The following is a 12,203-nucleotide window of genomic DNA, read 5'->3' as shown; positions in this document are numbered from 1 at the left end:
CCGGCCGCATGCCGGGGCACATGAACGTGCTGCTCGCCGAGGCGAAGGTGCCTTACGACATCGTGATGGAGATGGACGAGATCAACGCCGACTTCCCCGAAGCCGACGTGTCGATGGTGATCGGCGCAAACGACATCGTGAACCCGGCGGCGCAGGAAGATCCGGCGAGCCCCATCGCCGGCATGCCGGTGCTCGAGGTGTGGAAGGCGAAGACCTCGATCGTGATGAAGCGCAGCATGGCGTCCGGCTATGCGGGTGTCGACAATCCGCTGTTCTACAAGGACAACAACCGGATGCTGTTCGGCGACGCGAAGAAGATGCTGGATGAGGTCTTCGGCGCACTGAGAGCCTGATGAGGGGGCGCGAGGGGGAAATTTCCTGCGATGCTTTGTCTGCGCTTTTGCGAAGCTTCAGACCATTCCGCTTTTGACGCGGAGCGATGCAGCGACCGGTGCCGGGCTCTCTCGTGCCTACTGCCTCATATCTCGAGCGTTGTTAGACTAGCGGGATTATTGAGGTTAACGATGTGATGGTGCGACACGGACGCTTCTGACGATCGGGGCAAGACGGTCACGGTCAGATGCTTACGCTTTATCTCGCCAAATTGCCGTTGGAGTTGCCAACGATCGGTGACCGAGTGCGGCTCATTGCTATCGACCGTCTCTTCGTCAGCACAGCGAAACGGATGGGCGGCGGTGCCGCCCACGAACATGAAATGAGTGTCGCGACAAAACCGCAGTTAACCAATGCAGTAGACGAGAGTATTTCAGCCAAGTGGTCGGCGCCGTTGGCGAAGGCGGGATGGACTTCTTTCTCGAACGTCATTTTCGAGCATCAGCAGGCGTTGGGCCTTACTCCGCTCGATAGGCGTGCATCCCCTTAGGACGGTCGCGTACTACTTGCTAAAGGGTACGGCATTTGCCCCTAAAACTTGAAGCAAGGCCGCTATAGGGTATGGTATCTCGCCGCGGTCCGTCGCGCCGACGGCGAATTGGAATTTGTCCCTGCGCTCTTGGCAAATCCGTGCAAGAGGGCATGCTCAAATTTCCTGTCATTTTTCCTGATTTTGCTCATCTTACGGGGCAAAATGTACCGAGCGTCTATGGCAAATCGCAACCTAAGTCTTTGATTTTATTGATTTGCCATGCTCTACTTTATTGACAAACGATAGCCGGCCAGGCGTGCGTCACGCGTTCGTGTCGACCCAGAGGCGGCCCCAGCGGGACGCGTAGGCCAGCGCGTGCTCTTCCTCGAAGAAGAAATCGATCGCGTCGAACGAAACGGCGCGCGGCGACGGGCCGCCGCTCGCCTTCTCGATCGTCAGGTTGGCGGCGAACAGCCCGTTCGGCAACCGGGCGGCAGCGGGGGCGACTTCGTAGCCCTTGTAGCGGATCGTACGGTTCATGGCGTGCGCGGAGAAAGTTCGGAGGTTCAGCGTACGAAAACCCGCCCGCGGCGTGAACCAATCTTTCGGCCAATGCAAATCACGCGGCGGGCTGAATCGTCATCGGCACGAGGGGCGCGGAAGGGCAGGCGGGAAGCAGCGTCGGCGTGCACGGCGCGTGGCCGTTGGTCCGAATGGGCACCGCCCGCGCCGGCGAATGGAGTCGGCCGGCGCGGGCGGTGGAAGGCGGGGAAATTATTGATTGGCGATCTTCAGCACGGGCGCGAGTGCGTCGACCGAGGCCGCATGCGATGCCGCGCGATGCGATGCGAACGCCAGCGCGAACTCGGCCGCCTGCGTGCCGACCGTCTCGAGCTGCGCGACGACCTTCGGATCCGAGCAGCTGTCGGCGCTGTCGAAGCGTGTTTCGAGCGTGTTCACGGTCGCGCCGAACGGCGTCGGCCAGCCGCGCAGCGCATGCACGATCGAACGCAGCGACGTCAGCACGGTGCCGGCCGCCTGCCAGCCGTAGGCGGTGACGATCAGGCCGACCGCGCGGCCGTCGAGATACGGGCGATCGTCCGCGCGCAGTTCCTCGAGCGTGTCGAGCGCGTTCTTCACGAGGCCGGAGACGCCGCCGTGATAGCCGGGCGTCGCGATGATGATGGCATCGGCCTGGCGCACGGCGTCGATCAGTTCGCGCTGCGCGTCGGTCAGCGTCTTGTGTTCGGGAGCGTAGTGCGGCAGCGTATGCAGGAACGGGCCGTCGAACAGCCGCGTGCGTGCGCCGGCCGCCTGCGCGCCGCGCAACGCGAACGACAGCGCGCGTTCGGTCGACGACGCTGCCCGGGTGGTACCGCCAATGCCGACGACGAACGGGCGGCGGTGTTGATCGAATGCAGTCAAGGGGCGCTCCTTGGGGATGGCTTGCCCGGCTAAGCACAGGCTTAAAACCAGATGGTAACGACCCCGCCGCCACTCTGAAAACGACTTTTCGTTCTATCGATATGCCGCGCGGCAGGGGCAATCGTGTGCGCGGCCGCCCAGATCGATAGCAGAAATGCTTGGTTGGGACGGCGGGCCGCGGTCGATAAGATGGGCCCGTCTCCTCCATAATGTCTCTACTGACATGGGTTGGCCCCGCCGCGCGGATGCAGGCGGGGCTTTTTTTCGTCCCGGCCAGGAAAAGGGGGCCGATGTGCCGGGCCGTTGCCCGTCGCCCGTTACCCGTTACCCGTTACCCGAACACCGGCCGGAAGAAGCTGCGCTCGTAGCTGACGATGCAGCGTGTTTCCTCCGCGTAGCGGAACGCGGCCTGGCAGGCCGGATCGTCCATCGAGCGTTCGCGGTAACGCTCGTATTCGGCGAGGCTCGGGAACGAGAACATGGCGAGCGCGATGTTGTTCGCCCCTTCGGACGGCAGGAAGTAGCCGTGATGCGTGCCGCCGAATTTTTCGACGAGCGGAATCCACATCTTGCCGTACGTTTCGAACTGGTCGAGCTTGTACGGATCGATGACGTAGCGAAGGTGGCAGGTGATCATGAGCGCGCTCGGAGCGGGGAGGATCCAGCGAGTCTGGATGGCGCCGCCGCAAGTGTCAACGGCACATGCCGACGCGTGGTCCGGCCACGAGATGCGTTGCTTGCGCAAACAACGATCGGCGCACTTTCATCTGTTCGCAACGACCCACGCAGCGCGGCGGCTCGCACCGTTGCGCGTGTCTCTCCCGCGTGCATTTCCCCAAACTTTTACGACATTTTTTCTTGCGAGGGCGGCTGGCGCGCTCATAGACTTCGGGCATCCCAACCACGGAGCAAGGCAATGTCGATACCCTGGAACGCGATCGCCGAACACACCCCTGCCGCGCCGCCTTCCGTGTGCGCCGATCGGGTGATCGTGCGGCGTTTCGATCCGGCCTTCGACAGTTATGCACAACTCACGCCGATGCTGCATCGCGCGTTCGCGCGGCTCGGCGCGATGGGACTCAACTGCACGTGCGTCGACCAGAGCGAGGACGTCACGCGTCGCCGCGCGGAAGCGGGCGAGTGCTACGTCGCCGTGTGCGGCGGTCGCGTGATCGGCACGGCCACGCTGTATGCGACCGATCCTTCGTCGGCGTGCTCGCTGTACCGGCGCGAAGGCGTCGCGAGCGTGCGCCAGGTGGCGGTGGACCCCGATTGCCAGAGCCGCGGGATCGGCGCGTTGCTGCTGTCGTTCGCCGAACAGTGGGCCGCGTTGCGCGGCTACACGCTGCTCGCACTCGATACGCCGCATCCCGCTTCGCACCTGCTTGCGTTCTACGGCGCACAGGGTTTCGAGGTCGTCGACGTGATGCGCTTCGACGGCAAGCGCTACGACAGCGCGATCCTTTGCAAGCGGCCGGTCGCGCAGATCGTGCGCCGCGTGTCGCCGGCGTCACGCATGGCCGCGCGCGTGGCGGCCGTGCGGCGCCTTGCGCATGCGTTGCCGTCGCGCGTGGTCGCCGTGGCCCGGCGCGGCCAGCATGTGCGCCGTGGCGCAGGCTGGGCGGCACGACGCGCGGCCGGTGCCGCGAGTTGCCGCTCGTCGCCGTGGCGTCCGCGTCAGCACGGGCGCTACACGTTCGGCTGAACGCCGCGCCCCGGTTCGTTTTCCTGCTTTGCCGCGTAAACGTCGGATGAGCGGAGTGTGGCGCTCCCGCTCGTGTACGGCCCTTGAGACACCCCCGCCGCGCCGCGGCGAAACGGACGTTTACGCGCTTTTTATACCCCGACGCGATCCTTTGCCGCGATCTTCACGCGAACCTTCATAAGATGGTTGCGTGGAAACGAAAGCCGCACGCGAGCGTGCGCGAAGGCCGCCGGCTCGCCTGACCGATGCCGGATGCCGATGCGCGGGCGTGCCGGCAAAAGGAAACCGCCATGTCTCTCTCGCCCATGACAGGTCCGCGCCCGGCGCAGCCCGGCCATCCGCGCACGGCCGCGCGCTCGATGTTCGATCCCGCGCTCGTGCGCCCGGCGATCGCCGATTCGTTCCGCAAACTCACGCCGCGCACGCAGTTCCGCAACCCGGTGATGTTCTGCGTGTACGTCGGCAGCATCCTGACCACGATCCTGTGGATCGCCGCGCTGTTCGGCCAGGCCGAAGCCCCCGCCGGTTTCATCGTCGCGATCGCGCTGTGGCTGTGGTTCACCGTGCTGTTCGCGAACTTCGCCGAAGCGCTCGCGGAAGGGCGTTCGAAGGCGCAGGCCGCGTCGCTGCGCAGTGCGAAACACAACGTGGTCGCGAAAAAGCTCGCGGCACCGCGTGCGAAGGCGATCGTCGAAGTGATGGCGTCGTCCGACCTGCGCAAAGGCGACGTCGTGCTCGTCGAAAACGGCGACACGATCCCGGCCGACGGCGACGTGATCGAAGGTGTCGCGTCGGTCGACGAATCGGCGATCACCGGCGAATCCGCGCCGGTGATCCGCGAGGCGGGCGGCGACTTCTCGTCGGTGACGGGCGGCACGCGCGTGCTGTCCGACTGGATCGTCGTGCGTGTCGCCGTCAATCCGGGCGAGGCGTTCCTCGACCGGATGATCGCGATGGTCGAGGGTGCGAAGCGCAAGAAGACGCCGAACGAGATCGCGCTGACGATCCTGCTCGTTGCGTTGACGATCGTGATGCTGCTCGCCACCGCCACGTTGCTGCCGTTCTCGACGTTCGCGGTCGAAGCGATGAAGGCCGGCCATGTCGTGACGATCACCGCTTTGGTTGCGCTGCTCGTGTGCCTGATCCCGACGACGATCGGCGGCCTCTTGTCCGCGATCGGCGTGGCCGGGATGAGCCGGATGATGCAGGCGAACGTGATCGCGACGTCGGGCCGTGCGGTGGAAGCCGCGGGCGACGTCGACGTGCTGCTGCTCGACAAGACCGGCACGATCACGCTGGGCAACCGCCAGGCGTCGGCGTTCGTGCCCGCGCCGTTCGTGACCGAGGAGGCGCTGGCCGATGCCGCGCAGCTGTCGTCGCTTGCCGACGAAACGCCGGAAGGCCGCAGCATCGTCGTGCTCGCGAAGCAGCGCTTCAACCTGCGCGAGCGCGACATGCAGGCACTGCACCCGGTGTTCCTGTCGTTCAGCGCGCAGACGCGGATGAGCGGCGTCGATCTGCCCGGCCGTGAAATCCGCAAAGGCGCGGCGGATGCGATCAAGCACTACGTCGAGTCCCACGGCGGCCGCGTCACCCGCGAAGTCGAGGCCGTCGTGACCGACATCGCGCGTCGCGGCAGCACGCCGCTCGCGGTGGCGGAGCGCGTCGACGGCGTTGCCCGCGTGCTCGGCGTGATCGAGTTGAAGGACATCGTGAAGGGCGGCATCAAGGAGCGCTTCGCGGAACTGCGCAAGATGGGCATCAAGACCGTGATGGTGACGGGCGACAACCGGCTGACGGCGGCGGCGATCGCGGCGGAAGCGGGCGTCGACGATTTCCTCGCGGAAGCGACGCCGGAAACTAAGCTCGCGACGATCCGCGAGCATCAGGCGGCGGGCCGTCTGGTCGCGATGACCGGCGACGGCACCAACGACGCACCGGCGCTCGCGCAGGCCGACGTGGCGGTCGCGATGAACACGGGCACGCAGGCGGCGAAGGAAGCCGGCAACATGGTCGACCTCGACTCGAACCCGACGAAGCTGATCGAGATCGTCGAGATCGGCAAGCAGATGCTGATGACGCGCGGGTCGCTGACGACGTTCTCGATCGCGAACGACGTCGCGAAGTATTTCGCGATCATCCCGGCCGCGTTCGCGACGACGTATCCGCAACTGCGCGTGCTCGACGTGATGCACCTCGCGTCGCCGGCGTCGGCGATCCTGTCGGCGGTGATCTTCAACGCGCTGATCATCGTCGCGTTGATCCCGCTCGCGCTGAAGGGCGTGCGCTATCGCCCGCTCGGCGCCGCGCCGCTGCTGCGCAGGAACCTGCTGATGTATGGCCTCGGTGGCGTACTGTTGCCGTTCCCGTTCATCAAGCTGATCGACATGGTGCTGGTGGCATGCGGATGGGCCTGAGCATGGGCGCGCACCACGCACTGGACGAAGGCGCTGCCGCATGAGCGAACCGAACGTCGTCATCGTGATCGTCGACGAAGACAGGTTCATCCGGCATTTCGTCCGTGTCGCGCTGAAGGCCGAGCACATGCACGTCTTCGAGGCCGCGACCGGAGCGGCGGGCGTGGCGGCCGTCGGCGCGCGACGTCCCGACCTGATCGTCGCGGACACGAACCTGCGCGACATCGGCGGCACCGACCTGATCCATGCGCTGCGCGCGCGCTCGGCCGCGCCGCTGATCGTGCTGTCGGCACTGAGCGAGGAAAGCGACAAGGTGGCGGCGCTCGACGCGGGCGCGGACGACTACCTGACCAAGCCGTTCGGTGCCGCCGAGCTGATCGCACGGATTCGTGCGCACCTGCGGCGGCAAGCCGGCGGCGGGCGCATCGATGCGGCGTACGTCCGCTTCGGCGACGTGACCGTCGATCTCGGCGATCGCCGGGTGCTGCGCGGCGGGACGCGCGTGCATCTGAGCCCGATCGAATTCCGGCTGCTGGCCGCGCTCGCGCATCACGCGGGCCGGCTACTGACACACGACCGCCTGTTGAGCGAAGTGTGGGGCGCGGCGCACGGCAAGGATGCGCACTACCTGCGCGTGTATGTCGGCCACCTGCGGCGCAAGCTGGAATGCGATCCACGGCGGCCCGCGTACATCGTCACGGAGACAGGCATCGGCTACCGGCTCGACGGTGCGCGATAGCGACGCGCTCAGGGATTCGCGGCCGTCCGCAGCGCGTCGCTTGCCGCGTCGTTCGAACGGCGCAGCTGCGCATCGAATTGCTGCACGCGCAGCGCGACCCGCTGCGCATAGCGCTTCGTGCCGCCGTTGTAGCGCACGAGCGCGGTTTCGACGTCGCCGTCCGCATCGTCGAGATAGCCGCGGAAGATCGCCGCGCCGATCCGCACGTTGGTGGCCGGATCGGAGAGATCCTTCACATGCGCGACGAGATCGCGATGAGCGGTGGGCATCACCTGCATCAACCCGCGCGCGCCGGCGACGCTGACCGCGTGGCGATCGAAGCCCGACTCGACCGCGATGATCGCGAGCAGGAGTGCCGGAGCAAGCCCGTAGCGATCCGATTCGGTCTGCACCGCGCGCGCGATCGTGCGCGCGTCGGCGTACGCGACGTGAAAGCGGTTGCGCAGCGCGGTGACGATCGTGTCGAGGGTCGGGGGAAGCGAGGGTTCGGGCGTGCTGGCTGCGCTGACCTGCGCCGCTGGCGTGTCGTCGGCATGCGCGGACAATGCGATCGACAACGGCAGCACTATCGGGAAGAGCAGCAGAAGCCGCTTCAGCCGCAGGGCCGGGCGCACGCGTGTGCGTGGCAGCGGCCGGTCATACGATGGATAGGTTTCCTGCATGTCGTCGCATCGTGGTTCCGATGCGACGACTGTACGCAGTTATGTATTGCGACCGTCGAAAGAAACCGGCACGCGAGATAAACGGCGCGTAAAGAGGGGGGGCGCATGGCTGCGCGGCGTCACCCGTCGCGGCCGCCGTGCGTATCGCCACCGCCTTTTGCGAGGCGCCACGCAATCGTGCCGAGCACGCCGACCGCGACGACCAGCGCGCCCCACAGCACGTAGCGGCGCGGTGCATCCGTATCGGCGGCTGATGCCGGCGCGACCGCCGACGCCGGCAACGCCGCGCCGACGCGCGCGGGCCGCACTTCGGGCGCCATGCCCACCAGCAACGCGTCGCGGCTCACGGCCGACGACACGAGCGACGCGTCGCCGACGCCGAGCGTAAACGGCGGCGTGCCGCGCGCGATGAACGTCAGCGCGGCCGGATGCCAGCCGATCGCGACGGCCGGCTGGCCGCCGCCGAATCCGCCGTTGCGCATGTCGACGACGATCCGCCACGCGCGGTCCGTATTCGCCGCGAATTCGAGCGGCTGATTGCGCTGCTCGCCGGCCTTGCCCTGCAACCGGAACAGCACGGCGCCCGCGACGTCGCGCCACGGCGCCTGCGCGTCGGCGCGGCTCTGCAGCGTCGCGCGCGCGACGGTATTCGGCTGCGGCAGGTCGATGCGCACGCGGTCGACCGGATACGCACCATCGGTGTCGAACAGATACTCGCCTGGCGTGCTGCCGGCCCGCACGCGCACGGCGTCGCGCCATTGGCGCGGCACGGATGCGGTGTCGGTCCCGCGTGCGTCGCGCGGGTGCGTCTCGACCTCGATCGACGCGATCGCGGGCGCACCGTCGAGCCAGTCGAGCCGCAGGTAGCGCGGCGCCGCCCCTTCGAGCGCGATGCGTTCCTGCACCAGCATGTCGTCGCCGTGGCCCACCTTCAGCAGTTGCGTGCTGCCGAGCGATCGCCAGCTGCGCAGGTCATCGCTGGCTTCGACGGCGACACGCCCCTGGTAGCCGTCGTCGCTCACGTGCACGAGCAGCGCGTCGATCTCGCCGTCCGCATGCGACAGGTCGACGAGATCCGCGCCGTGCTTCGCACGCACCGGTGCGGCGACGCCCGCGCGCAGCGCGCCGTCGGGGCCGACCGTCACGCCGAGCGGCGCGTTGCCGTTGTCGGTGCGGGCGGGCGGCAGCGGAAACCCGTGCACCGGCGTGCGCTTCGGCGGGACGGCGGGCGCGGCAGCGGCGGGCGCGTCGAGCGAATACGGTACCGGCTCCCCCGCGCCGTTGAAAATACGCACGTCGCCGAGGTCGTCGCGCCGGCCCGCCGCGTAGACGGGCTGCGGCACGGTGAGCTGGTAATACGCGGCGGTGCCGTCGAGGTCGAGCGAGAAGCGTTGCGCGACGCGCCCGTCGGCCGCCGCGAGCGACGCGAGCAGGCTCAGTCCGAGCAGGGCGGCGAGTCGTTTCATGGCGTGTCGTCCTGTTGCGCGGCGGCTTTCGGCGGCAGCGGCGAGAAATACCCGATCAACAGCAGCAGCACGCCGATGCCGATGAACGACACGATGCGCTCGATACCGGTCACGTGCGACAGGTCGAACAGGAACAGCTTGACGACCGTGAGCGCGAGCAGCGCGGCGCCGACGAACCACAGCGGGCGCAGCCCGCGGCGCGTGGCCCAGATCGTGATGGCGAGCGCGCAGAGCGTCCAGTACACGGACACCGACGCCTGCACGAGCGTCGATTCCGCCATCGCGCCGAGTTCGTACGGCACGCCGGCCCAGTGATGCAGCGTACGCAGCAGGATCGCGTTCAGCCACAGGAACGCGGTCGCGCCGGCCGCGCTCAGCAGCTCGACGCGATACTTGCCGAACGACCAGCCGAGCTTGCGTGCGCGCACGAACCACGAGGCGGCGAGCGCATAGACCACCGCGAGCACGAGGTCGAGCGGGTTGAAGAGCGGCACGCGCGCCCAGCTTCCGCCGTCCTGCGTGAAGTTCGCGTAGAAGGTCCACGCCCACATCACGACGATGAGCGGCAGCGACGCGAGCGCGCACACGCGGGCGATGCCGTCGCGGCGCGTCAGCAACATCCCGGCGAACGCGAACACGCTCCAGCCGACCATGAACACCTGCTGGATGCCGAACGACGACAGCACGGTGTCGATGTCGTAGGCCAGGTGGAAACGGTGATGCAGCGTGCGCAGCATCAGCGCGTTGAACCACAGGAACACGGTCGCGATGGCCGCATGGTCGACGACGCGCGGATGCCACACGATGCCGAGCGTCTTCAGTCGGCGCAGCCACACGGCGAATGCAATGAACACCAGGCACTGCGCGATGTCGAGCGGGTTGAGCAGCGGCAGCCAGAAGAGCGGCGCCGCGTTGCCGTCGCTGATCACGCTGGCGAGGCTCCACAACCACAGCAGCGCCGCGAGCGGCGCCGCGCCCCACACCTGGTACGCGCGCGGAAACGCCGCGACGGGCCAGCGCAGCCGCGAGCCGGGGCCCGACACCAGCAGGAGCAGCGCACCGAAGCCGTAGGCCCACGCGCTCCAGCTCCATGCACCTTCGGGCACGTACGCACGCAGGCGCCAGAAGCCTTCGAGCGACAGCAGCCCGCACACGGTCCAGAACATCAGCGTATGCAGCGGCGCGATGATGCCTGCGGAGATGGATGGCGAGACGCCGCGCGCCGAGCCTTGCGTGGAATCGACCCCTGCCGTGCCGCGCGACTGGCGCCACAGCAGCGCAAGGCCTGCGCCGACGGCGACGGGCCACGCGAACGCGCCCATCCCCGACAGCGGCGCTTCGTGCGCATCGAACGCACGCAGCGCGAGCAGCGCCAGCACCGGCGTCAGCGCGAGCGCCGGCCATTCGGCGAGCGGCCATGCCAGCCGGCGGCGCGCGACGTGCGCGAGCCAGGCGGTGCCGGCCGCGAACAGCGCGGTCGTATCGACGACGAAGCGGTCGGCATGCAGGTCGACGTGACGGCTCGCGTAGACGAGGATCTCGTGCAGGCCGCCGCTTACCCACCACAGCAATCCCCACGCGGCGGCCGCGGCGCCGATCTCGGGCATCCACGCATGCCACGCGCGGGCTTCGCCGCGCCCGTGCAGCCACCAGCCGGTGAACAGGCCGGCGAGCGCGATCAGCAGCATCGCGATGGTCGGGCTGTTCAGCACGGGGAGCGCGTTCACGTCGGCCGGCCCGAGCAGGCTCGTGAAGAACGCGCCGGCCGCGGCAACCTGCATCAGCAAGCCGAAGCCGAACCGCAGCATGCGCTTCTCGCGCACGCCGAGCCAGACGACGGCCGCGCCTTCGATCGCCCACGCGGCGCTGGTCGTCGGACCGGAGAACGCGAGCGGCACGGCCAGCGTCGCGAAGATCACCGCGAGCGCGAGCGTGGATTCGAACAGCAGCGCGAGGCGGTCGCGGCGCCGCGCGAGCCATGCGGAGACCACGACGTAGAACGCCGACAGCGCGACGGCGCTCCACGCGAGCCCGAACGGCATGTCCTTCACGAGCGACGCCTGCAGCGCGGTCGCGACGATCGGCGTGCCGAACACGAGCGTGCCGTCCACATAGTGCCGCAGCGCGAGTTCGCGCTTCACCGCATACAGCAGCGCGATGCCGACATACATCAGGAAGAACAGGATGAGGAACGGCTCGGTGCTCGCGAACAGCGCGGGGCGATAGGCCGTCACGCCCCACGCCGAACCGATCGTGAACGTGAACACGAAGCCGAGCAGGTTCAGCGGACGCCAGGCCTTGAACCAGGCGATCGCGAAGATGCCCGCGTTCAGCAGCGCGTAGTAGCTGAACAGCGCGACATGGTTGCCCTGGCCGGTCGACAGCAGCACCGGCGCGAGAAAGCCGCCGGCGCTGCCCATGAACGCGAGCGGCAGTGCGTTCTGCCGCACCGCGAGAAACGCGCTCAGCGCGCACACGGCCACCATCAGCGGGAACGCGGCGCCGACGGGCAGCAGCGTGTAAAGCTTGGTCGCGGCGAAGATCGTCAGGTACAGGATGCCGACGCCGCCGCCCTGCAGCACGAGCCCGTACGCCGCACGGCGCGCGCGTACGCGCCAGCCGATCGTGAGCAGCGCGGCCGCGGCGAGCGCGGTGCCGGCGAGGCGGAATTCGATCGGCAGCATGTTGTTGTCGGCCGCGTACTTGAGCAGGAACGCGACGCCGAAGAACAGCACGATGATCCCGACGCGCACGACCGTGTTGCCGCCGAGCAGCCAGTCGCGTGCGGCGCGGAATGCGCGCTCGACGAGGTCGGGTTCACGTGGTTTGGGCGGCGCGGGAGGCGCCGACGGTGCGGGCGCCCGGGCGGCAGGTGTTTCGCTCGCGCGGATCGCGGCGGCTGGTGTCGGTGCCGGCGTGGCGGA

The 12,203-nt window shown here is 68.0% G+C and carries 11 protein-coding genes; 5 read left to right on the top strand and 6 right to left on the bottom strand.

All coding sequences use genetic code 11. The annotated features are described in order from the left end of the window. The coding region (locus F3J15_RS35330) for an NAD(P)(+) transhydrogenase (Re/Si-specific) subunit beta (protein ID WP_166897112.1) at positions 1-353 on the top strand (353 nt) is incomplete at its 5' end. Positions 354-580: 227 nt separating this feature from the next. Continuing rightward, the gene (locus tag F3J15_RS37980) at positions 581-883 is read left to right on the top strand and encodes a hypothetical protein (protein WP_240159400.1); all 303 of its coding nucleotides are present in this window, start codon (positions 581-583) and stop codon (positions 881-883) included. 303 nt (positions 884-1,186) lie between these two features. Here the strand turns inward: F3J15_RS37980 and F3J15_RS35320 are convergent, their stop codons facing one another. The 3 genes from F3J15_RS35320 to F3J15_RS35310 all read right to left on the bottom strand — a co-directional run bounded on the left by F3J15_RS35320 (position 1,187) and on the right by F3J15_RS35310 (position 2,927). Next, on the bottom strand, positions 1,187-1,405 hold the full coding sequence (locus tag F3J15_RS35320; protein ID WP_011354057.1) for a hypothetical protein: 219 nt from the start codon (positions 1,403-1,405) through the stop codon (positions 1,187-1,189). Between the two features lie 234 nt (positions 1,406-1,639). Further along, positions 1,640-2,290, bottom strand: a complete 651-nt coding sequence (locus tag F3J15_RS35315; protein WP_027790596.1) for an NAD(P)H-dependent oxidoreductase — start codon at positions 2,288-2,290, stop codon at positions 1,640-1,642. 331 nt (positions 2,291-2,621) lie between these two features. Next, positions 2,622-2,927, bottom strand: coding sequence for an NIPSNAP family protein (locus tag F3J15_RS35310; protein WP_166897109.1), 306 nt, complete (start codon positions 2,925-2,927; stop codon positions 2,622-2,624). Positions 2,928-3,206: 279 nt separating this feature from the next. Here F3J15_RS35310 and F3J15_RS35305 point away from each other — a divergent pair, with 279 nt between their 5' ends. The 3 genes from F3J15_RS35305 to F3J15_RS35295 all read left to right on the top strand — a co-directional run bounded on the left by F3J15_RS35305 (position 3,207) and on the right by F3J15_RS35295 (position 7,151). Then, positions 3,207-3,995 (top strand): GNAT family N-acetyltransferase, encoded by a 789-nt coding sequence (locus tag F3J15_RS35305; RefSeq protein ID WP_089448295.1) that lies wholly within the window; start codon positions 3,207-3,209, stop codon positions 3,993-3,995. Between the two features lie 359 nt (positions 3,996-4,354). Then, positions 4,355-6,412 carry a potassium-transporting ATPase subunit KdpB gene (gene kdpB, locus F3J15_RS35300; RefSeq protein WP_166897116.1) on the top strand — a complete coding sequence of 686 codons (2,058 nt, stop codon included), beginning with the start codon at positions 4,355-4,357 and terminating at the stop codon, positions 6,410-6,412. Positions 6,413-6,452: 40 nt separating this feature from the next. Next, positions 6,453-7,151, top strand: coding sequence for a response regulator (locus F3J15_RS35295; RefSeq protein ID WP_166897106.1), 699 nt, complete (start codon positions 6,453-6,455; stop codon positions 7,149-7,151). Positions 7,152-7,159: 8 nt separating this feature from the next. Here F3J15_RS35295 and F3J15_RS35290 read toward each other — a convergent pair whose 3' ends face one another. The 3 genes from F3J15_RS35290 to F3J15_RS35280 form a co-directional block, all read right to left on the bottom strand. Beyond that, positions 7,160-7,813, bottom strand: coding sequence for a lytic transglycosylase domain-containing protein (locus tag F3J15_RS35290; protein ID WP_166897103.1), 654 nt, complete (start codon positions 7,811-7,813; stop codon positions 7,160-7,162). 119 nt (positions 7,814-7,932) lie between these two features. Further along, complete coding sequence (locus F3J15_RS35285; RefSeq protein ID WP_166897099.1) at positions 7,933-9,279, bottom strand: DUF3999 domain-containing protein; 1,347 nt, start codon at positions 9,277-9,279, stop codon at positions 7,933-7,935. Continuing rightward, on the bottom strand, positions 9,276-12,203 hold a 2,928-nt coding region (locus F3J15_RS35280; protein ID WP_166897096.1), incomplete at its 5' end, for a DUF2339 domain-containing protein. The genes F3J15_RS35280 and F3J15_RS35285, both read right to left, overlap by 4 nt.

The organism is Burkholderia sp. Ap-955, assembly GCF_011753045.1.
Taxonomy (GTDB): Bacteria; Pseudomonadota; Gammaproteobacteria; order Burkholderiales; family Burkholderiaceae; genus Burkholderia; species Burkholderia lata_D.
The sequence above is the reverse complement of the archived record's forward strand: the minus strand, read 5'-3'. Positions and strand labels throughout refer to the sequence as shown.